We start from the raw sequence: 20,564 nt of genomic DNA on the forward strand, positions 1-20,564 counted from the left end.
CGCAAGACGGTCGGGAGCATTTTTTGGTACGGCAGTACAAAGCGCGTGTTCAGGAGGTTTTGAACACCCGCAAAACACTGAAACCGGTTCCAATGGGTGGGCACACGTACTCTGTAGATCGTGTCGATTGCAAAAACAGTGGCGAAGCTCGCCGGAAGCTCCGCATTGGCGGGTGTCCTGGTCGCAGGGGTGATGTTCCCGGTGGCCGGCGGATTCGGATTCGCGTCCAATCGCGCTGCCGATACCGTCGACAACGTCTCGGCCGAACTGGTCGAAGGCACGGTCCCCGCGGTGTCCACCATGGTCGATGCGGCAGGCAATCCCATTGCCTGGCTGTACGACCAACGACGCTTCGAAGTCCCGAGCGAGAAGATCTCCAACAACATGAAGTTGGCGATCGTCTCCATCGAGGACCGCCGGTTCCCCGACCACAAGGGCGTCGACTGGCAGGGAACGCTGCGCGCCTTCCTCACCAACACGACGACCGGTGAAGTGCAGCAGGGCGCGTCGACACTCGATCAGCAGTATGTGAAGAACTATCAACTGTTGGTCGTGGCCAAGACGGATGCCGAGCGCCGCGCTGCCATCGAGACCACCCCGGCCCGAAAGATCCGCGAGATCCGGATGGCGCTGACGCTGGACAAGGAACTCACGAAAGACGAGATCCTCACCCGGTACCTCAACCTCGTACCGTTCGGCAACGGATCCTTCGGCATTCAGGACGCGGCTCAGACCTACTTCGGCGTCGACGCCGCAGATCTGACCGTTCCGCAGTCCGCGATGCTGGCCGGCATGGTTCAGTCCAGCTCCGCGCTGAACCCGTACACGAACGTCGAGGGCGTGACCGAGCGTCGTAACACCGTGCTCGACACCATGATCACGAACATTCCGGATCGTGCCGACGAGTTCCGTGCAGCCAAGGAAGAGCCCCTCGGCGTCCTCGAAACCCCCAACAACTTGCCGCGCGGCTGCATCGCTGCAGGCGATCGCGGATTCTTCTGTGATTACGCACTGAAGTACCTCTCGGATGCCGGAATCACCCGCGACCAGATCAACGAGGGTGGTTACCTCATCAAGACCACTCTCGATCCGCAGGTCCAGGCGTCCACCAAGGCCGGACTGAACGCGAACGCGAGCGCCAACCTCGACGGCATCGCGAACGTGATGAACGTGATCAGGCCGGGCCAGGATTCACACAAGGTCATCGCGATGGCCAGCAGTCGCACGTACGGACTCAATGCCGACGCCGACGAAACCGTCCAGGCGCAGCCGTACTCCCTTGCCGGTGACGGTGCGGGTTCCGTCTTCAAGATCTTCACGACCGCTGCGGCGATGGAGAAGGGCCTCGGCATCAACGCGACCCTCGACGTGCCCAAGCGCTTCGAAGCCAAGGGCATGGGTAGCGGTGGTGCGGCAGGCTGCCCGGTCTCGACGTACTGCGTGGAGAACGCCGGCAACTATCCGCCGACGCTGTCCGTGACCGACGCCCTGGCACAGTCCCCAAACACCGCTTTCGTCAAGCTCATCGAGGCGACCGGCGTCACGCCGACCGTCGACATGGCTGTCCGTCTCGGCATGCGCTCGTACGCCGATCCCAACACCTCGGGCTTCGACGAGCGCAGCATGGCCGACTTCCAGAAGGAACAAAACCTCGGTTCGTTCACCCTCGGCCCCACCTGGATCAACCCGCTCGAACTCTCCAACGTCGCGGCCACTCTCGCCTCGCACGGCAAGTGGTGCCCGCCGAGTCCCATCGATTCGGTCTTCGACCGCTACGGCAAGCCGGTGGCCGTCACCGAGCAGGGCTGTGAGCAGGTCGTCGAGCCCGGCTTGGCAGACACACTCGCCAACGCCATGAGCCGTGACGACGTCGGCGCCGGTACGTCTGCCGGTGCCGCGAGCAGCGCCGGATGGAGCCTGCCGATGTCGGGCAAGACGGGTACCACCGAGACCCACAAGTCCTCGGCGTTCCTCGGTTTCACCAACAACCTCGCTGCGGCCGTCTACATCTTCGGCGACTCCCCGACACCCGGCGAGATCTGCTCGAGCCCGCTACGCCCCTGCTACAGCGGCAACCTGTACGGCGGTACCGAACCGGCGAGATCCTGGTTCGCGGCAATGAACCCGGTCGCCAACAACTTCGGGCCCACCTCGCTGCCCCCGATCGACGAGAAGTACGCACGGGGATCACAGAACGGCCAGGTTCCCGAGGTTGTCGGCCTGAGCCAGTCGGCGGCGACGTCGAGGTTGCAGGCGTCCGGCTTCACGGTCAATTCCGTGACCACGGCATCCGGAGCACGGGCGGGAACGGTCACCGGAGTTTCGCCGTCCGGGTCCGCGATCCCGGGTTCGACCGTCACGATCTACATCAGTGACGGGTCCGTAAGGGCTCCGGCAGCACCCGCATCCCCGGCAGCTCCAGCAGCTCCGGCACCGGGCGCGACTCCCCCGGATGCGACTCCGCCGGGAGGCGAACCCGCACCGCCTGCGGGGACCCCACCGAACTGACGGCCCTGAAAACTGACGGCCCTGAAAACAAGAACGGCCGCGATCTCCGAGTGACTCGAAGTTCGCGGCCGTTTTCGGTTTCCGGTGGCGCGCTTCTACAGGCGGGACTTCACTGCTGCAGAGATACGGGCGCCATCGGCCTTGCCCTTGGCCAGCGCGCTGGCGGCCTTGATGACCTGGCCCATCTGACGCATACCCGGACGCTCACCGAGCTCCTCGGACACCTGAGCGAGGGCGGTGTCGACGACGTCGACGAGTTCGGCGTCGGTCAACGGCGTCGGCAGGTACTCGTCGATGATCTGAGCTTCGGCGCGCTCTTTCGCGGCAAGTTCACCGCGGCCGTTCTCGGTGTAGATCTCGGCCGATTCGCCGCGCTTCTTCGATTCCTTTGCAAGGACTTTGATGATTTCTTCGTCGGTGAGGACCCGTGCTTCCTTACCGGCAACCTCTTCGGTCTGGATGGCTGCCATGAGCATCCGAAGGGTGGCTGTACGTAGCGGATCCTTCGCCTTCATGGATGCAACCATGTCGGTTCGGAGGGTGGCTTTGAGCGATGGTGTCGTGTCGGACATGGTGGAAACGCTACGCGCTCGGCGTTTCGAGCGTGCCGATAGTTACCTCCGCCCGGACACAATTCTCTGTGGAATAGCTGTAAAAGGCAGCGAGAGCGACGCAGAAGAACGCCACACCCGTATCCTTGAGAGGTGTCTTCCCAGTTCCGCACCAATCTGACCCGCACCGCACTTGGTGCCGCGGGCGCCGCTGCACTAGGGATCGGGTACGCATCCGGCATCGAACGCAATGCATTTGCACTGCGTGAGGTGACGATGCCAGTCCTGGCGCCCGGTTCGTCGTCGCTGCGGGTCCTTCATCTCAGCGACCTGCACATGATGCCGAACCAACGGTTGAAACAGAATTGGTTGCGTGAGCTCGAAGGCCTCGACCCCGACCTCGTGGTCAACACCGGAGACAACTTGTCGCATCAGCGCAGCGTCCCGGCAGTGGTCCAGGCGCTCGGCGATCTGTTGGCTCGGCCGGGTCTGTTCGTCTTCGGCAGCAACGACTACTTCGCTCCGAAACCGAAGAATCCACTGAGCTACATCTTCAACAAGGACAAGCGCATCACCGGCGATCCCCTCCCCTGGGGCGATCTGCGGGCCGCGTTCACCGAACGTGGATGGCTCGACATGACCCACGTGCGCCGCGAACTCGAAGTGGCCGGTATTCGCATTGCTGCCGCCGGCGTCGACGATCCGCACCTGAAGCGCGATCGCTACGACACCGTCGCCGGAACACCCAATCCCGTCGCCCAGCTCAAGCTCGGCCTGACGCACTCACCCGAACCTCGAGTTCTCGACCGATTCGCCGACGACGGCTACGACCTGGTGCTCGCCGGCCACACGCACGGTGGTCAGCTGTGCCTTCCGTTCTACGGCGCGCTGGTCACCAACTGCCAGATCGACCGATCCCGGGTCAAGGGACCGTCGAAGTGGGGCGCGCACACCCAGCTGCACGTCTCAGCGGGCATCGGCACTTCGCCGTGGGCTCCGGCACGCTTCTGCTGCCGCCCCGAGGCAACTCTGCTGACTTTGGTTCCGGCGACCAGGCGCGAACCGGAGCATGTCTCCGCACACAGTTCCGCAGAGTCTCCAGCGTCGGTTCTACGCAACTGACCTGCGGATTTAATGTCAGTCGACTCGGTAATGTAAGCTAACCGAGGTTCGACACGGGGTGTGGCGCAGCTTGGTAGCGCGCTTCGTTCGGGACGAAGAGGTCGTGGGTTCAAATCCCGCCACCCCGACAGTGAAGAACAGAAATCGAGGCCCTTCCGCTTACGCGGGAGGGCCTCGATTTCGTTGACGATAAGGTGAAGCCGTGGCATCCGAACCAGACTTCGCGCACAACGACATGGCGAGCCGTAGCCGACGTGAGAAAGCTGTCGGTCTTGCCAAGTTCGCCTGGGATCGCGATATCAGTAGTGCAGAGTTGCTCGACATGCCCGACGATCGGCTGCGCAAGCTTGCGCGGGCGGCGGGCGCCAATCCGCCGAGCACGCGGGAGACCTGGACGATCGCGGCCGGACTGCTCGACGAGAAAGCCGTGTGGGCAGCAGCCAACCCAGACCGTCCCGAAGCTCGGCGTGAGCATCCGGACGAGAAGATCATGTGGGTGAAGAAGCCGATCGAGCCCTGGCTGTGACAGCCGAATTGAGTGCAGCTGTGACAGCCGAATTGAGCGCAGCTGTGACAGCCGAATTCAGCGGAGCTGTGAACCGGTGATCGGGCAGGTCGATGAAGTAGTTGTGGATTGCTCCGCACCAGCCCAGTTGGCGATCTTCTGGGCCGGAATCCTCGGTGGGCAGCCGGTGGAGCGGAGCGCGGAGTGGGCGTTTGTCGACCCTCCAGGATGGACTCGCCTCGCCTTCCAACGTGTACCGGAATCCAAGCTGACGAAGAATCGTCTACACATCGACGTCAGTGTGGATGACGTCGTCGCTGCGACCGACGCTGCCGAGCGCCTCGGCGCAACTCGGGTCGGCACTGTCCAGGAGGACCCGGCCGGCACCTTTCAGGTGCTGCTGGATCCCGAGAGAAACGAGTGGTGCGTCGTCCGAAGTGCCGGAAGGTGATTTACGCTCCCGCTACGGTTTCGCGAGCCCAACGGTAGTCGGCCTTACCGCTGGGCGAGCGGAGGATGGTTGGTACGAGCACGATCGAGCGGGGGATCTTGTACCCGGCGACGTGGGTGCGGCAATGCTCCGACAATGATTCCGTCGCAACATCTTCGAATCCCGGTCGAACCTGCACCACCGCGGCGACCTTCTCGCCGAATCGTGCGTCGGGCGCACCCGCCACCAAAGCGTCGAAAACTGCCGGGTGAGTTTTGAGTGCCTGCTCCACTTCTTCGGGGTAGACCTTCTCGCCGCCGGAGTTGATGCACATCGAACCGCGCCCGAGCAGCACGATGGTTCCGTCGGCTTCCATCGTGCCCATGTCCCCGAGTACCGCCAGACGCACCCCGTCGACGACGGGAAAAGTTGCAGCAGTCTTGGCCGGGTCGCCGAAGTAGGCAACAGGAACATGGCCGGCCCGGGCGATGAAACCGACTGTGTCCGAGCCTGGTTCGATGCGACGGAATTCGTCGTCGACAAGAATCATGTTGGGGTTGGATCGAATTCGCTTGGAACCGTCCTCACCGAATTCGACGACGCCGTCGTTGCCGGATTCCGAAGCACCGAATGCATCCTTGATCACCAACCCCGGTAGTCGGGTTGTCAGTTCTGCCTTCAGGTTCGGGGAGAACAACGCGCCACCAGACCCGATCAGTTGGAGAGTCGAAAGGTCGTAGCGCCCTTCGCTTGCGGTGATGGCGTCGGCGATCGGCCGAGCAATCGCGTCGCCGACGACGGTGATTCCGGTGATCTTCTCGGCCTCGACCAGTCGCAGCACTTCCATCGGATCGAAGCTGCGGGTCAGTACTCGGGGCGCTCCCATGAGGAATGCCGTGAGCAGTGAATAGATTGCGGCTCCATGCATGAGCGGCGGGATGAGTAGCAGCACAGTTGGATTGGTGTTCGCTACAGCTGCATCCACAACCTCTTCGAGACTCCGACGCGGCGGCCCGCTGAGGTTCGCTCCGGACAGCGCGGCGAAGAAGAAGTCCTCGTGCCGCCACACCACACCCTTGGGCATTCCGGTTGTGCCGCCGGTGTAGATGATGAAATGGTCGTCGTTGCTGCGAGGGCCGAAGTCGCGGGTATCAGTCTGCGCGGCAAGGGCGTTCTCGTAGTCTTCGCCGACGATCAGCACGTGGGCGATCTCCGGACACTGCGGAACCACGGCCAATGCCGTCGGCGCGAATTCCTCTTCGACCAGCAGTGCCACCATTTGAGAGTTGGTGTAGATGTACAGGAGTTCTGCATCGGTATAGCGGAAGTTGACGTTGATCGGTACCGCTCTGATCTTCAAGCAAGCCAGGAGCGCTTCGACGTACTCGACGCAGTTACGCATGTGAATACCGACGTGCTGCCCAGGCTCGACGCCCACCGACTGCAGATGATGAGCGAGTCGGTTCGATCGCAGTTCGAGTTCGGCGTAGCTCAATCGCACGTCTTCCAGAATCAAGGGAACTCGATCGGGGATCGCATCGGCAACGGCCTCGAACAGATCGGCAATGTTCAGGGTCATCGAAATCCTCACTACACGCGTCTTCGCTTACCAGTACAGGTCTTTCGCGAAGCTAACACGTTGGTCGCACCCTGTAGTCCGAATTGCGTAGCGGTCCCGCTGAGCGAGACCTGACGCGCCGCTCACCTGGCATCAACGGTGCGGATACCTCCCTGACCAAGCCCGATAGCCGAAAGGTAGGGTAGCCTAATGCACTCACGCACCACTCTCCGGAGCCGCACGTCGGTCCGGGTCGCCATGGTTGCCTTGGCGACTGTTTTTTTCGCTACGGCCTGCGGCTCGTCCGACGCCGGCGGCAACGCAAACGGCAACACCGATGTCGCGACCGGCGGCAAGCTGTTCAGCACCGCCGACACGGAAACCGCGAAGCTCGGCAGCGATGCCGCGCCAGGCGAGTTCCCTCGCACCATCACCCATGCCCTGGGCGAGACCACCCTCGAGGCCAAGCCGACCCGCGTCGTCGTCCTCGACAGCGGTGAACTCGACGAGGTTCTCTCGCTCGGGATCACCCCGGTCGGCATCGCCAGCCCGGAAAGCGCCGCCGGTCAGCCGTCGTACCTGGCGGACAAGTTGGTCGGTGTCCCCGATGTCGGCACGACCAACAACCTCAACCTCGAGGCGATCACCGCACTGCAGCCCGATCTGATCCTCGGCAGCAAGCTGCGCCAGGACAAGCTTTACCCGCAACTCGCGGCAATCGCTCCGACGGTCTTCAGCATCCGCCCCGGCTTTCCGTGGAAGGAGAACTTCCTCCTTGCCGGTGACGCACTCGGCGAGGAGACCAAGGCTGAGCAGGTTCTCAACGACTACCAAGAGCACGCCGACAAGGTACGTGAGTCGATCGACGGCTCCCCGACCGTTTCACTGGTTCGTTTCATGTCCGGGAAGCTGCGCCTGTACGGCAATCTGTCGTTCATCGGCGTCATCTTGAAGGACGTCGGCCTGCCCCGCCCGGCGATCCAGGACATCGACGAACTGGCCGTCGAGGTCAGCCCCGAAACGATCACCGAGGCGGAGGGTGACCGAATCTTCTACTCCAGCTACGGAAATCCCGCCGACACGGGCCAGACCACGGTTGTTGCCGGACCGCTGTGGGCCAGCATGGACGCAGTCAAGGAAGGACGCGCCACCGAGGTGAGCGACGAGACCTGGTTCCTGGGCCTCGGCCCGACAGGTGCCGGCCTGGTTCTCGACGACCTGCAGGCCAAGCTCGGCAAGTAGCCGTCACCGGCACAAAGAACGCCGCCCGACTCTCCGGAGTCGAGCGGCGTTCTTTGTTCAGCGGTTGTCCTGCTCGAGGTGTTCGTTCATCGTCGAGTGAAGGTCGACGAGAAATTCCTCGAATCGACTGAGCAGTTCGGGCGGGTACTTCGCCATCATGGCGTCGAGTCGCACGGCAAGGGGCCCGAAGAACTCGTCCGCCAGGTCCTGCACATGCGCACTGCTGTGCAGCGTGACCACTCGCCGGTCGGCATTCTCTCGGGTCCGGACGATATGTCCCGCCTTCTCCAGGCGGTTGAGCAACGCGGTGGTTGCACCCGACGTCAGCGAGATCCGCTCTCCGAGTCGGGCGGGTGAGAGCGGCGTCCCCTTCTCCTCGGCAGCGGTGATTTCCATCAAGGCAGTCGCGTCGGTGGAATGCAGGCCGAGCCACGACGCGAATCGATGGCTGAATTCGGTGAACGTGCCACCGTACGCGCGGAATTCGTCCATCAGCCGCTCCCGCTCCACGGAGATGTCGCGCGGTGCCTCCACCTCGGTGATCCCACCTTTCCTGTGCCAGACGGCGGCCGGTCGAGCCCAGCGCGCACGTTGACAACTTACCGCCTCAAATATACCTTCATAATGAAGTTACTTCACAATGGAGGTTTATTCGTGAACATCTCACCCACCACCCGCAAGTGGTTGGGCCTGATCGCCATTGCACTCGGCGTGGCACTGATCGTCGTCGACACCACGATCGTCAACGTCATAGTTCCCTCGATCATCGAAGATCTCGGGATCAATTCCGTTCAGGCTCAATGGATCCAAGAGTCCTACGCAATCGTGTTCGCGGCACTCCTGCTTCTGGTCGGCAGAGTTGCCGACCTGGTCGGCGCCCGTCGTATCTTCATCGCCGGTGTCGTCGTGTTCGGCGCAACGAGCCTGCTGGCCGGACTGGCGCCGAACGGCGGTCTGCTCATCCTGGCGCGCTTCCTGCAGGGCGCCGGCGCGGCCATGATCCTGCCCACGTCACTGTCGCTTCTGAACGCGATGTTCACCGGAAAGGCGCGCGGCCAGGCCTTCGCGGTCTGGGGCTCCACCATCGGCGCTGCATCCGCCCTCGGCCCATTGCTCGGTGGCTGGCTTGCCGAACATGCCTCATGGCGTTGGGCATTCGGGATCAACATTCCGCTTGCTGCGCTCATTCTGATCGGCGCAGTGCTGTTCATCGCGCCCTCACCCCGCACCGCTGGGCGCATCGACGCCACCGGAGCAGCACTGTCCATCGCCGGGCTAGGCCTGCTGGCCTTCGGCCTCGTCGAGGGACGTACGTACGGGTGGCTGACGACGAAGGAACCCTTCGATCTGTTCGGTCTGTCATGGTCCAGCGGACCGTCGCCGGTTCTGGTGGCGTTGGTTCTCGCCGTTCTGTCGCTCGGTGCGTTCGCCTACCGTCAAACCATGCTCACCCGCAGCGCCGATCCGTCGCGGGCGCTGATGGACGTACGGTTGTTCTCCATCTCGTCGTTCCGCAACGGCAACATCGCGACGCTGATCATCGGGCTCGGCGAGTTCGGAATCGTTGCGGTGCTTCCTCTCTGGCTCCAGTTCACGCTCGGATACAGCGCACTCCAGGCAGGGCTCGCACTGGTTCCCATTGCCATCGGCAGCTTTGTCGCCAGTGGTGCGAGCTTCGGGCTGGCATCGAAGGTCTCGCCGTTGGGCTTGGTCCGTATCGGTTTGGCTCTCGAGGCGCTCGGTCTCGCCGGTCTCGGATTCATCGCTGCGACAGACAGCCCCTGGTGGACTATCGCCGCAGTGCTGTTCTTCTACGGAATCGGCGTCGGTTTTGCGACTGCGCAGGTGACCAACGTCGTGCTCGAGGAGATTCCCGAGCAGAGCGCCGGTCAAGGCTCCGGCATTCAGAGCGCGTTCCGCCAACTCGGATCCGCACTGGGCATCGCTGTCCTCACCACGGTCTTCTTCAGCACTCTCAATTCGACACTGAACAACGACCTCACCGGATCCGGTGTCGACCAAGCTCAGGCTGATCAGTTGACGCGGGCAGTCACCGACAGCGCAGGCGCCGCCATCGACTCGCTGGCCGGTTCACCGAACACTGCCTTCGTCGCCGACGCTGCCCGATCTGCGATGACTCACGGCATCACACTCGGCGGATACCTTGCGGCCGGATTTGTCGTGGTGGGCCTGATCGCCACGGCGCTCATCCCGAACAAGCCGGCCCCGTCAAACGAGGAGGAAACGAAAGCAGCAGCCGACGTCGCCTGACGGTCGGATCGGTGCAGTACGGTGCCGGTATGCGATTGCCCTGGTCACGGTCAGCACAGTCACGGTCAGCACAGTCACGGTCTGCACAGTCACGGTCAGCACCGGTGCTCAGTGAGGCCGACATCGTCGCCGTACGTGAGCAAGCACGCGAACTGGTAGTCCCAGGTTTCGCTACGTTCGACGAAATCTGCGAAGCCGCCCGAGACTGTGTCGAGGGCGGCTTCGAGAACGACGAACTCGGCAGACAGATCGACGCAGTAGTGCGTGAGGTCTGGGACCGAAGAGTCGAGGAGCAGACCCAGTGGACGGCTCCCGGAGACTTCGAGCGCCTCTCCGCAGCCTTCGCCGAACTCGAACGCAACGGCATCGTGGCCCGGATGAACTTCACCTGCTGCATGCAGTGCGGCACTACCGAAATCGACGACGAACGCACGCCGTCCGAACCCGACGAGAACGGGTATCCCTTTGCTCAGTGGGCGTACACGTTCTTCCACATGCAAGATGCGGAGCGTCTCGGCGACGAGCCGTCCGATCTCTACTTGTCCTACAGTGCGTTTCGTCCGGCCCACGATCTCGATCCCGCGCTGGTCGCCGCTGCCTTCGGCGGCGACGAAACCGCCAAGGCACACATGATCGCGCACACCGATCAGACCGTCGGGCGCCAGGTAGCCGACGCACTCCGAACTCAGGGGCTGAGCGTCGATTGGAACGGTGACAACAATCAGCGTATCCGTGTCACCGACGTATGTTGGCGCAAACCGCTTCCGCAGTAGGAGATTCAGCTGGGTGGCAATACGCGGTCGAGGAACGTATTGCTGAATACGCGGTGCGGGTCGTGCTCGTCGAGAGTGGCGAGAGCGAAGTCCCAATTCCCGTCGCCACCGGCACGAAAGGTGGCAGGCACTGTGCTGGTGAGGAATTCGTCGTCCTGGTACGCCGCCTGATCGGTGAATGCCCACCCCTTGGACCACTCCGGACGGAAGGTCGCGTAATCGCCGGAGTAGTTCGCGACCATCCACCGTTCCATTTCGCGAAGGAACGCAGGCAATCCCGCGGTGCCGGGAATCGAGACCACGTTCATCCAGATCGCTGTGTCCCAGTCCTGACGATCCGCCCGCGGCCGCACCGCTGACAGGTCCGGCACTCCGGCGCTGTCGACCAACACCTCGCCGTCATCGTCGACACCGCAGAGACGCACTTCGAACGGCATGTTGACGGGATACTGCCCCAGCGACGCGTAGTGCGTCATTCGTTCGTTCAGCCAACTCGTCATCTCGTGGACGACTCGGCCGATGTTGGACCGCTTGGTGATCACGGCTCCGCCCCCGGCTACGACGCGCAAGGTCGTGTGCCGGAGGTAGAACAGAACGTCTTTCGACCAGCCCCAGAGATCGTCGGTGTCGGTCAGCACCAATCCTGCTGCTACAGCGCCGAACTGAGAGGCGCCGAACAGCGGTGTCGCACCTTGGAGACCCTGTGCCACCATCCCCAACGGGGTGGTGACCTCTTCGGGAATCGCGTCGGAGAAGAAGTAGTTGTACGGCCCGCTCACCTCTCGGGACTCCGGCGGTTTGACCGGGGTCGGTGTCCAGACCTTGAGCCACGGTGTTTGCGTGAACGGGAACCAGATTGCTTCCACCCGTCCGGATTTCTCGACGAAACTCTCGTAGGTACGCCCTGGCGAACCGGGAGCAGCAAAGAGTTCTTGCCACGGAATGTCGGTGAAACTCTGGCACCGCAGCCGATAATTCTCCCCGGCTTGCAGCGTCACGGAGGTGACGAAGGTTCGACCCAGATGGGTCAGGAAGGCGGTGCTCTCGACGTCCGATCGGTGAAATGTCTTCAGTGCGTACCGATTGATGCCTTCGTCCCACGCCACCACCGTGATCTCGGTGATCAGGTTGCTCAGCGAACCATAGGATTGACCAGGGGTGATCGTCTCCCCCACCGCCGGATAGGTGGCCCCGTGAGCACCGATCGCCAGCGCGCCGGCGATGGACAGCTCACCGATCGCCGGAGAGTTGGCCCAGCCGAGCCCTTCTCGCTCGAGCGCTGTCAGAATCGCTTCGATACTGGCGCCGGCGCCCGCCGTGACCGTTGCGGGCGTGCCGTGCTGCACCACAACCGAATTCAAGTTGGCCATCGTATCGACCAGCAGAATTCGATCCGAAGGCGCGCCGGGCACCACCGTCAACGGGCTCCACCCGTGCATCGTTCCCTTCGCACGCACTGTGTACCCGTTGTCGAACGCCCAGTTGGCGAGGGTGACGACGTCATCGCTGTGACGTGCCGTGGCAGTCCACACGCTGTCGAGCATGATTTCTCGCGACCAGTTCGCGTACGCCTGCTGTGACAACGGAATGTCCGACGGAAATCCGGGCGGTGGCGCGATGGTCGATGCCGAACCCCAGGGAACTGCTCCAGCCGGCGCCCAGGAAATGCCCGCGAGAGCAGCTGCGCCGGCACTCGCTGCGAGAAATCCGCGCCGGCTCACACCGTCTTCGCTCGAGCTGTGCTCTGCCATGCGCTCTGCTTGATGCACCACTGCTCACTCCGTCAGCCGACTCGGTTCATGTCAGGGACGAACGTAGAACAAATATGATTACGATGCCAGTGGTTCCGTAATAAAAGTTTTCCGAAGCTCACTGCACCATCGGAGCGAAGACCGCGTAGATCGCTTCCGGGGCACCGTCGAACGCACTGATGATCAACCAGGCAGTCAGAACCGTCAACGCCGGCCCGATCAGGATCTTCTCGAGGTTCCCACCTGCACGGATGGACAGGAATGACGGCAGCCGTTGTTCCCACCATCGTTTGCCGCCGAGCGGAATCAGGGGCGCGAGAAACGGCACCCCTTCCTTGGTGATCGCATCGCCGAGACAGTGCGTGGCGCAACCCAGTGCCACCGCAACACCTAGCCCCGTGGATCCAGCCTCACTCGGATACCACTGCCAGGTGAGGGCAGAGAGCACCAACGCAACGGCGGAGACCGCGAGCCAACCCTTCTCCTTGGCCAATTCACCCGCCAATCCACGGATGGCCAACCCGAGGCAGAAGAACAGGGTGATGATGATGGCTGGCTTCCCGAACTGAACAACCAGCGCCGAGACCCCGGCACCCAACCCGGCGGCGAACAGCGCGGTGTGCGTGAGCGTCCGATGCCCACCACGACGCTTGCCGTCCTTCTTGCCTTTGGTGATGCGGTAGAAGGTCACCGAAATTGCGTCGATGCCTTTGGCCAGAGCCTTGCTGAGCGGACCGAATGATCGCGAAACCGTCGACTGACCGGTATCGAGGTCGGGAAGCAAGGCGGCTCCGGCACACACTCCGGCAAAGGTCAAAGTTTCCGCAGTGGATGTGGGCCCTCCCCAGTCGAGAGGCAACAACTCCGCAACCACCAACCCCACAGCAGCACCGGACATCGCGTGGGTGGGGCCCATGACCATGAAACACAACACCTTTCGAAACGCGCCCCGCATCAGGCCGTACCGCACCCTCTGCAAGACACCACACACATGACGCCGTCGGCGACGGCCCCGGCATGCTCGCCGAGACCGCCCCGAACGTAGCAAGTGCTACCGACAGGCTTGACCAACCTCCAGACCCAGTTGAGTACGGCCGTACCGTTCCAGGTCAAAGCGGTTCATGCGGAGCTTTTTTCGCTCGTCAGCCCGCGGCAACCGTGCATGACAGGGCAACGCCTTCCTCCAGCGGAGCGACACCGGCCATGTCGAGCACCTCTGCCGGAACACCTTCGGTGGTCGGAGCCCATTCGACGGTCGGCAACGCCGGCACCCCTTCACGCGCAACGAATGTCGCAGCTTCGCTCGGCACTTCGATAGTGACTGCGGCCGTACCGGCCTCCTCCGCGCGCACGACCTTCCCCTCGTCGATGAGCTTCTGCAGCTCCTCGTCGGAAATCGGCGCCGCGACACCACACGCTACTTCGGGAGCCACACCCAACTCGGACGGAGCGGTCGCGATCGACCGCACCGCCACCGGTGACCCGTCGGAAATCGGATTGGAAGCCCAGGCGATTCCCGGCGCCACTGCCATACCGAGGACCGCCACGGACGCCACCACCACACCGGTCCGGCGGGCCCGCTTGCCGTTCACTTTCAATCGCGTCATCGTAGTTCTCCTTGATCGAACGTTCTCGAGTTCTCGGCGCGGTCGCATCCGAGAAACCCGAGGTTATGAAGCCAACACTGCAGATCTGTTGTCGGTTTCTTAGGAGTTGATGAGAATGCGACGGCCCTCGCTCCGAGCGAGGCCCCAGGCCTTGATCCGATGGCACCATGGCTGGGGTGAGTACACGCGAGCGCATCCTGATCGTTGACGACGACGCGAAGGTTCTGAATTCGCTCGAACGTGGACTCCGATTGTCGGGCTTCGACACGGCAACTGCCGTCGACGGACGATCGGCCTTGTCATCGGTGAACAAGCAATGCCCGGCCGCGCTCGTTCTCGACGTCAACATGCCCGGTCTCGACGGCGTCGGGGTGGTGACCGCCCTGCGCGCGATCGGCAACGAGGTTCCGATCTGCGTGCTCAGCGCCCGAAGTTCCGTGGGTGATCGCATCGCGGGGCTGGAGGCGGGCGCCGACGACTACCTCACCAAGCCCTTCGAGTTGGCCGAGCTCGTCGCCAGACTCCGCGCATTACTTCGACGCACGACGCGAGCCACCCCGTCGGTCGACCATCCGATCACGGTGGGACCGCTGACGGTCGATCTCCGTGGCCATCGAGCGCACATCGATGGTAGGCGAATCGAACTCACCAAAAGAGAATTCGACCTGTTGTCGGTACTCGCCGAGCACACCGGTGTCGTACTCAGTCGCGCACAACTCCTGCGACTCGTCTGGGGTTACGACTTCGCCGCCGACACCAATGTCGTCGACGTCTTTGTCACCTACCTACGCAAGAAACTCGAAGTCGACGGAGCGCCCCGCGTGATCCACACAGTGCGTGGGGTGGGCTTCGTCCTGAGGGCCGAACGATGAAGCGGCCGCTGTCACTTCAGACTCGCGTAGCCATCGCCTCGGGCCTGGCAGCCGGAATCGTGATTGCCGCGATCGGAATTGCGTTCGCGGTCTTTCTGCGTGTCAACGGATCCGAACAACTCGAACGCACTCTCGATTCCGTCACCCTGGGCGTCGCGGCGAGTGCGCCGAGCCCGCTATTCATCGAGACACCAACTGCAACAACAGAACCATCCGTGGTCAGCCCCGGATTCAACGCCGCGACCGTCAGCGCCTTGGCTACCACCGATGTTCGCAGTCGTGATGTTCTGGTGCCCGGCGACAGCGGCGCCACACTGGCCGTCAGCATCCCCGAAGACCCACTGACCCAGGCAATCCGCGAGCAGCAGTTCCAAGTGGCCGCTGCAGCAGTGGTCGCCATCCTTGCCGCGGCCGGGCTCGGTTGGTTCCTCACCGGCCGAGCCGTCCGGCCACTACAGCAATTGACCGAGACCACCAGTTCGATCGGCAACAACCTCGACGTCGACGGACTCTCGCGCCGGGCACCGTCGGTACGTGGAACGCGAGAAGCCGAAGAACTGTCGGAGGCAATCCACAGCATGCTCAGTCGCATCGAAAGCGATCGAAGCCGCACCGAGGAGGCGTTGGAGTCGGCACGCGATTTCGCTCGCGTCTCCGCCCACGAACTGCGCACACCTCTCACGTCGATGCGTACCGATCTCGAAGTTCTCGCAACACTCGATCTCACGGAAAGCCAACGGCGCGAACTGTCCGGCGAATTGTTGGAGGCGCAGCGCCAGATCGAGCGCACCCTGACCGACCTCGAGACTCTAGCCCTGGGTGACGTGGCCGATCCCGAGGATTGTGCCGACGTCGATCTCGTGGAGGTTGCCGATCGCGCCGTCGCTGACGCAGGCCGTCTGCACCCGCAGGTCGACGTTCGTTTGAAAGCACCGGAAGAACTTTCGGTTCAGGCCTTTCCCGCGGGTATCCGTCTGGTGCTGACCAACGCCGTCACCAATTCCGTTCGGCACGGCAATGCCGACGAAGTCGAGATCACTGTCCGATCAGGGGCTGCGACGGGTTCGGCGACGGTATTCGTCGACGACAACGGCACCGTGATCGCGCCTTCGGAACGCGAAGCGATGTTCGAGAGATTCGTTCGTGGTACCGGTGCGGGCGACGCCGGAAGCGGTTTGGGACTGGCCCTCGTCGCGCAGCAGGCGAGGCTGCACGGCGGTAGCGCGCGACTCGACAAGAGCCCACTCGGCGGAACTCGATTGATCTTCTCGATCAACCCAATTCGACGTGCAGAGCCTCGAGCAGCGGCTTGGCCGCCTCGTCGAAGAATCGGTCTTGGGTATCTCCACCGATCTGTACCAGTGCCACATCGGTGAATCCGGCGTCCGTGTATGCCTTGACCGCTTCGACGATCACATCGAGATCGGGACCACACGGAATGCTTTCAGCTACATCCTCTTTGCGCACGAACTGAGTCGCACCCGAGAAGCTCGCCGGCGTCGGCAGTTCGGAGTTCACGGACCACCCTCCGCCGAACCACCGGAACTGCTGATGAGCTCGTGCAATTGCCGTGTCGCGATCAGGGTCCCACGAGATCGGAATCTGACCGATGGTCCTGCCTGCGGGAGCCAATCCGTATGCTCGGCCGTGCACGTGCTTCCACAAGTGCACTAGCTCCGCATCCGGTTGCACGGCAATCAGATCGTCGGCCATCGGACCGAAACGCTCGACGGACTTGTCTCCGGACATGGCCAGCGCCAGCGGAACCGGGTTCTCGGGGAGATCCCAGATCCTGGCGGACTGGACGTCGAAGTACTCCCCCTTCCAGCTCACCAGATCTCCGGCGAGCAGTGCGCGAATGATGCTCACCGCCTCCTGCAGCATGTCCTGGCGGGTGTCGATGGACGGCCAACCCTCGCCGACCACATGCTCGTTCAGGCTCTCGCCACTTCCCAATCCCAGGGTGAAGCGTCCGTCCGCGAGGATCTGGATCGTCGCAGCTTTCTGAGCGACGACGGCGGGGTGGTACCTCACGGTCGGACAAGTCACGTACGTCATCAAACCGACTCGCTCGGTGGCGTGGGCGACTGCCCCCAGCACCGACCAGGCGTAGGGTGCATGCCCCTGCTCGGTCAGCCACGGCGAGTAGTGATCACTCATCACTTCGAAGTCGAAGCCGACTTCTTCGGCCCGAACTGCATGGCGAACCAGTTCTTTCGGACCTGCCTGCTCCGTCATCAAGGTGTAGCCGAATCGTGCCATCACTGATCAACTCCCGGTATCTAGGCCTGAAACGAGTTCGGAAATCACACTGCCGTCGAGGTGGTCGAGGAGGTCGCGGGCGTCGTCGTACACGGCAGTCGCACCCGCACCTTCAAGTTCGTCGGTCGACATGCCACCACTGCGCACTCCCACAGCCACAACGCCCGCCCATGTCGCCGCCTTCATGTCCCAGACGGCATCCCCGACCATGACCGCATTGCCCGCGTCGACACCTGCCTTCGCGAGCGCGACCTCGATCAGGTCCGGATCAGGTTTGGCCTCGTCGACGGATTCCGAAGAGGTGGCGGCGTAGATCATTTCGTCGATGTCGAGCGTCCGGCGTAGCAACTTCAGTTCGTCGTCCGGCGCCGAGGTAGCGAGCACCACATGCAGTCCGAGCGAGTGAACTCGGCGGATCAACTCGCGCGCTCCCGGCAGTACTCGGAGACGGTCGGCCGACTGCCGGTAGTACGTGGTGTGAAGTTCTTTGGCTCGCGGTCCGCACCCGTCGATGTCTTCGCCGAGCAAGGACTCCAGTAGTTGGTCTCCGTCCATGCCGATGCTGCGGTGTACCCGCCACGCGTCGACCGGGCGACCTACCTCGAAGAAAGCTCGCGACCACGCTTCTACGTGCAGATAGTTGGAATCGACGAGCGTTCCGTCGATGTCGAAGAGAACCGCACCTATTGCCATGGGAATTGACTGCCCAACACCTCGGTTCGCGAAACTTGTGCCCCGAGCATTCTCAGCTCGAGAAGCGGATCATGGAGAGTGCGAACAGCAGAAGTGCACGTCGAACAGGGGTGTCGTCATGGAGTCAGTCGTTGTATTCCTTCTCGCATGCTTCGTCTATTGGTTTGCGCTTCTGTAGTTGGGTAGACGGAAACGGACCGCTGCCGGGAAGTGATTTCCCTTGCAGCGGTCCGCATTCGGTAGACCTAAGCGATGCTCATGTCAGCGGGTCACTGACCTGCGCGTACACCTTCTTCGACGCGCTTGCCCAAATCTGCGTCGACGTTCTTCCAGTACTCGAAGACACGCAACAGAACTTCCTCACTGACGCCGGCAAGGGCGTGGCCGACGATGTTGCTCACCAGGCGCTCACGAGCTGCGTCGTCGAGAACTTCACGGACCAGCGTTCCGGCCTGCGTGAAGTCGCCGTCCTCGGCGTGCTCGATGTATCCGGCGCGCACTGCCTTGCCGTCGAACGCCCACAGTCCTTCGTCACCGGCAACCGACGGATCGGCATGCGGTCCGCCGTACGAGTTCGGTGCGTACACCGGCGTCGACGGGGAATTGAAGCTGTAACGCATGGCGCCCTCCTTGGAGTAGGAGTTCACCTCGTTCTTCGGGGCATTGACCGGCAGGTCGGCGTAGTTGGTGCCGATGCGGTAACGATGTGCGTCGGCGTAGGAGAAGACGCGGCCGAGAAGCATCTTGTCCGGGCTGAATCCGATGCCGGGCACCACGTTCGACGGCTCGAACGAAGCCTGCTCGATCTGCGCGAAGAAGTTCTCCGGATTGCGGTTCAGCGTCCACTTGCCGACCTCGATCAGTGGGTAGTCCTTCTGGGACCAGACCTTGGTGAGGTCGAACGGGTTGAAGCGGTAGCCTTCGGCCTCGTCGACCGGCATGATCTGAACCTTGAGTGTCCAGCTCGGGAAATTACCGGCCTCGATGGCGTTGTACAGATCCGCGCGGTGGTAGTCGGGATCGCTACCGGCGAGGCTGTCTGCTTCGGCCTGCGTCAGGAACTCGATGCCCTGATCGGTCTTGAAGTGGTACTTCACCCAGAAGCGTTCACCCGCAGCGTTGACCCACTGGTAGGTGTGCGATCCGAAGCCGTCCATGTTGCGCCAGGTCTTCGGGATACCGCGGTCACCCATCAGCCAGGTCACCTGGTGAGCGGTCTCGGGACGCAGAGTCCAGAAGTCCCACTGCATGTCGTGGTCACGAAGACCGGAGCCGGGCAGTCGCTTCTGCGAACGAATGAAGTCGGGGAACTTGATGGCGTCCTTGATGAAGAACACCGGGGTGTTGTTGCCGACGAGGTCGTAGTTTCCCTCTTCGGTGTAGAACTTCATCGCGAAACCGCGCGGATCGCGCCAGGTGTCCGGGCTGCCCTGCTCACCGGCGACGGTGGAGAAGCGGACGAGTGACTCGGTCTTCTTACCCGGCTGCAGGAACGCGGCCTTGGTGTACTTGCTGACGTCGTGTGTGATGACGAGTTCACCGAAAGCGCCGCCGCCCTTGGCGTGGACGATGCGCTCCGGGACACGCTCGCGGTTGAACTGCGCGAGCTTCTCGATCAGGTAGTGGTCGTGAAGGAGCACCGGCCCCTGAATACCCGCGGTCAGCGATTCGTCATCACTTGCGACCGCGATACCGAAATTGTTGGTGGTGGGCTTGGTCATGGCGAAGCCTCCTAGCGTTGTGGGCTGGGCGTCAGAGGAGCGGGGCTGCATCCGAGTCGAACGCATGGGCTGCATGCGAGGTGGCTGACTCGGAGGTTCTGGACGCATCAATTCGATTCTGCGAGACCGCGTCCGACTCGGTGTCGGATTCGGCAGAATTCTTCAGGCAATCTTCGCAACGGCCCCAGAACACGACCTCGGCTTCGTCGATTTCGAAGCCGTGATTATCGGAAGGTTCGAGGCAGGGAGCTTGGCCGACAACACAATCGACGTCGACGACCTTGCCGCAGCCGCGACAGACGAGGTGATGGTGGTTGTCACCAGTCCTCGTCTCGAACCGTGCGGGCGAACCCGCCGGCTCGATGCGTCGCAGCAATCCTGCGTTCACGCATGCCTTCAGCACGTCGTAAACGGCCTGTGTGGATACCGATCCGAGCTGCTGCCGCACGAGTGCTGCAACAGAATCGGCGTCTGAATGCGGTTGGGCTGTAACCGCATCCAGCACGGCGAGGCGCGGAGCAGTGACCCTCAACCCGACGGCGCGCAATTGCGCTCGGGGGTCGAAGTCATGCTCTCCGTCTCGCATGTTTCCCAGTATGCCGCTTTTCTGGAATTAGTCAAGAAAAGGATTGCCTAAGTTGAATCGAGACCGGTGTCACATATCAAGGACGGGAACAAATCCGGGGAGACCGCCGTTG

Annotated in this window: 19 protein-coding genes and 1 tRNA gene; 10 read left to right on the top strand and 10 right to left on the bottom strand. The window is 62.6% G+C overall.

All coding sequences use genetic code 11. The features are described from left to right. Nucleotides 1-138 precede the first annotated feature (138 nt). Complete coding sequence (locus tag RhoBH5_RS20495; RefSeq protein WP_003943525.1) at nt 139-2,508, top strand: penicillin-binding protein; 2,370 nt, start codon at nt 139-141, stop codon at nt 2,506-2,508. A 95-nt stretch (nt 2,509-2,603) separates the two neighbouring features. On the opposite strand, the gene RhoBH5_RS20500 is transcribed toward RhoBH5_RS20495, so the two are convergent. Continuing rightward, a complete protein-coding gene (locus tag RhoBH5_RS20500; RefSeq protein WP_003943491.1) occupies nt 2,604-3,080 on the bottom strand; it encodes a GatB/YqeY domain-containing protein in 477 nt (158 codons plus the stop codon). Between the two features lie 132 nt (nt 3,081-3,212). Here RhoBH5_RS20500 and RhoBH5_RS20505 point away from each other — a divergent pair, with 132 nt between their 5' ends. The 4 genes from RhoBH5_RS20505 (at nt 3,213) to RhoBH5_RS20520 (ending at nt 5,137) form a co-directional block, all read left to right on the top strand. After that, nucleotides 3,213-4,181, top strand: a complete 969-nt coding sequence (locus RhoBH5_RS20505) for a metallophosphoesterase (RefSeq protein ID WP_003943461.1) — start codon at nt 3,213-3,215, stop codon at nt 4,179-4,181. 54 nt (nt 4,182-4,235) lie between these two features. Next, a tRNA-Pro gene (locus RhoBH5_RS20510) sits at nt 4,236-4,309 on the top strand. Nucleotides 4,310-4,383: 74 nt separating this feature from the next. Beyond that, nucleotides 4,384-4,707 (top strand): hypothetical protein, encoded by a 324-nt coding sequence (locus tag RhoBH5_RS20515; protein ID WP_003943496.1) that lies wholly within the window; start codon nt 4,384-4,386, stop codon nt 4,705-4,707. Nucleotides 4,708-4,783: 76 nt separating this feature from the next. Continuing rightward, nucleotides 4,784-5,137 carry a VOC family protein gene (locus tag RhoBH5_RS20520; protein WP_270008726.1) on the top strand — a complete coding sequence of 118 codons (354 nt, stop codon included), beginning with the start codon at nt 4,784-4,786 and terminating at the stop codon, nt 5,135-5,137. A 1-nt stretch (nt 5,138) separates the two neighbouring features. Here RhoBH5_RS20520 and RhoBH5_RS20525 read toward each other — a convergent pair whose 3' ends face one another. After that, nucleotides 5,139-6,695, bottom strand: a complete 1,557-nt coding sequence (locus RhoBH5_RS20525) for an acyl-CoA synthetase (protein WP_270008727.1) — start codon at nt 6,693-6,695, stop codon at nt 5,139-5,141. 189 nt (nt 6,696-6,884) lie between these two features. Here RhoBH5_RS20525 and RhoBH5_RS20530 point away from each other — a divergent pair, with 189 nt between their 5' ends. After that, on the top strand, nt 6,885-7,916 hold the full coding sequence (locus RhoBH5_RS20530) for an ABC transporter substrate-binding protein (RefSeq protein ID WP_042446652.1): 1,032 nt from the start codon (nt 6,885-6,887) through the stop codon (nt 7,914-7,916). A 57-nt stretch (nt 7,917-7,973) separates the two neighbouring features. Here RhoBH5_RS20530 and RhoBH5_RS20535 read toward each other — a convergent pair whose 3' ends face one another. Next, nucleotides 7,974-8,450 carry a MarR family winged helix-turn-helix transcriptional regulator gene (locus tag RhoBH5_RS20535; protein WP_003943458.1) on the bottom strand — a complete coding sequence of 159 codons (477 nt, stop codon included), beginning with the start codon at nt 8,448-8,450 and terminating at the stop codon, nt 7,974-7,976. A 120-nt stretch (nt 8,451-8,570) separates the two neighbouring features. Between RhoBH5_RS20535 and RhoBH5_RS20540 the strand changes: the two genes are divergently transcribed. Together RhoBH5_RS20540 and RhoBH5_RS20545 are read left to right on the top strand one after the other, a co-directional pair. Further along, nucleotides 8,571-10,187, top strand: coding sequence for a DHA2 family efflux MFS transporter permease subunit (locus tag RhoBH5_RS20540; protein WP_270008728.1), 1,617 nt, complete (start codon nt 8,571-8,573; stop codon nt 10,185-10,187). Between the two features lie 104 nt (nt 10,188-10,291). Then, complete coding sequence (locus tag RhoBH5_RS20545; protein ID WP_063315195.1) at nt 10,292-10,960, top strand: DUF6891 domain-containing protein; 669 nt, start codon at nt 10,292-10,294, stop codon at nt 10,958-10,960. 5 nt (nt 10,961-10,965) lie between these two features. Here the strand turns inward: RhoBH5_RS20545 and RhoBH5_RS20550 are convergent, their stop codons facing one another. The 3 genes from RhoBH5_RS20550 to RhoBH5_RS20560 form a co-directional block, all read right to left on the bottom strand. Next, the gene (locus RhoBH5_RS20550; protein ID WP_270008729.1) at nt 10,966-12,711 is read right to left on the bottom strand and encodes a cholesterol oxidase substrate-binding domain-containing protein; all 1,746 of its coding nucleotides are present in this window, start codon (nt 12,709-12,711) and stop codon (nt 10,966-10,968) included. 118 nt (nt 12,712-12,829) lie between these two features. Beyond that, nucleotides 12,830-13,633, bottom strand: coding sequence for a metal-dependent hydrolase (locus RhoBH5_RS20555; RefSeq protein ID WP_007732353.1), 804 nt, complete (start codon nt 13,631-13,633; stop codon nt 12,830-12,832). A gap of 220 nt (nt 13,634-13,853) precedes the next feature. After that, on the bottom strand, nt 13,854-14,318 hold the full coding sequence (locus tag RhoBH5_RS20560) for a hypothetical protein (RefSeq protein ID WP_050656940.1): 465 nt from the start codon (nt 14,316-14,318) through the stop codon (nt 13,854-13,856). Between the two features lie 167 nt (nt 14,319-14,485). Between RhoBH5_RS20560 and RhoBH5_RS20565 the strand changes: the two genes are divergently transcribed. Continuing rightward, nucleotides 14,486-15,190 carry a response regulator transcription factor gene (locus tag RhoBH5_RS20565; RefSeq protein WP_054187030.1) on the top strand — a complete coding sequence of 235 codons (705 nt, stop codon included), beginning with the start codon at nt 14,486-14,488 and terminating at the stop codon, nt 15,188-15,190. Continuing rightward, nucleotides 15,187-16,566: a sensor histidine kinase gene (locus tag RhoBH5_RS20570; protein WP_075831949.1), complete on the top strand. Its 1,380-nt coding sequence runs from the start codon at nt 15,187-15,189 to the stop codon at nt 16,564-16,566. The genes RhoBH5_RS20565 and RhoBH5_RS20570 overlap by 4 nt, the downstream gene beginning before the upstream one ends. Here the strand turns inward: RhoBH5_RS20570 and RhoBH5_RS20575 are convergent. The 4 genes from RhoBH5_RS20575 to RhoBH5_RS20590 all read right to left on the bottom strand — a co-directional run bounded on the left by RhoBH5_RS20575 (nt 16,463) and on the right by RhoBH5_RS20590 (nt 20,452). Further along, nucleotides 16,463-17,452 (bottom strand): LLM class F420-dependent oxidoreductase, encoded by a 990-nt coding sequence (locus tag RhoBH5_RS20575; protein WP_065455117.1) that lies wholly within the window; start codon nt 17,450-17,452, stop codon nt 16,463-16,465. The two genes, RhoBH5_RS20570 and RhoBH5_RS20575, sit on opposite strands and share 104 nt — an antisense overlap. A 6-nt stretch (nt 17,453-17,458) precedes the next feature. After that, on the bottom strand, nt 17,459-18,145 hold the full coding sequence (locus RhoBH5_RS20580; RefSeq protein WP_065455116.1) for an HAD family hydrolase: 687 nt from the start codon (nt 18,143-18,145) through the stop codon (nt 17,459-17,461). A gap of 269 nt (nt 18,146-18,414) precedes the next feature. Beyond that, nucleotides 18,415-19,866: a catalase gene (locus RhoBH5_RS20585; RefSeq protein ID WP_003943483.1), complete on the bottom strand. Its 1,452-nt coding sequence runs from the start codon at nt 19,864-19,866 to the stop codon at nt 18,415-18,417. Between the two features lie 31 nt (nt 19,867-19,897). Further along, nucleotides 19,898-20,452 (bottom strand): Fur family transcriptional regulator, encoded by a 555-nt coding sequence (locus tag RhoBH5_RS20590; RefSeq protein ID WP_003943517.1) that lies wholly within the window; start codon nt 20,450-20,452, stop codon nt 19,898-19,900. Nucleotides 20,453-20,564: the final 112 nt, after the last annotated feature.

The sequence above is a fragment of the Rhodococcus sp. BH5 genome, from assembly GCF_027583855.1.
GTDB lineage: Bacteria > Actinomycetota > Actinomycetes > Mycobacteriales > Mycobacteriaceae > Rhodococcus_F > Rhodococcus_F qingshengii.

Coding starts and splice junctions, on each gene's coding strand:
- RhoBH5_RS20590 (WP_003943517.1), bottom strand. CDS start 20,452: ATGCGAGACGGAGAGCATGACTTCGACCCCCGAGCGCAATTGCGCGCC.
- RhoBH5_RS20530 (WP_042446652.1), top strand. CDS start 6,885: ATGCACTCACGCACCACTCTCCGGAGCCGCACGTCGGTCCGGGTCGCC.
- RhoBH5_RS20575 (WP_065455117.1), bottom strand. CDS start 17,452: ATGGCACGATTCGGCTACACCTTGATGACGGAGCAGGCAGGTCCGAAA.
- RhoBH5_RS20560 (WP_050656940.1), bottom strand. CDS start 14,318: ATGACGCGATTGAAAGTGAACGGCAAGCGGGCCCGCCGGACCGGTGTG.
- RhoBH5_RS20580 (WP_065455116.1), bottom strand. CDS start 18,145: ATGGCAATAGGTGCGGTTCTCTTCGACATCGACGGAACGCTCGTCGAT.
- RhoBH5_RS20585 (WP_003943483.1), bottom strand. CDS start 19,866: ATGACCAAGCCCACCACCAACAATTTCGGTATCGCGGTCGCAAGTGAT.
- RhoBH5_RS20525 (WP_270008727.1), bottom strand. CDS start 6,695: ATGACCCTGAACATTGCCGATCTGTTCGAGGCCGTTGCCGATGCGATC.
- RhoBH5_RS20550 (WP_270008729.1), bottom strand. CDS start 12,711: ATGGCAGAGCACAGCTCGAGCGAAGACGGTGTGAGCCGGCGCGGATTT.
- RhoBH5_RS20565 (WP_054187030.1), top strand. CDS start 14,486: ATGGCTGGGGTGAGTACACGCGAGCGCATCCTGATCGTTGACGACGAC.
- RhoBH5_RS20570 (WP_075831949.1), top strand. CDS start 15,187: ATGAAGCGGCCGCTGTCACTTCAGACTCGCGTAGCCATCGCCTCGGGC.
- RhoBH5_RS20500 (WP_003943491.1), bottom strand. CDS start 3,080: ATGTCCGACACGACACCATCGCTCAAAGCCACCCTCCGAACCGACATG.
- RhoBH5_RS20555 (WP_007732353.1), bottom strand. CDS start 13,633: ATGGTCATGGGCCCCACCCACGCGATGTCCGGTGCTGCTGTGGGGTTG.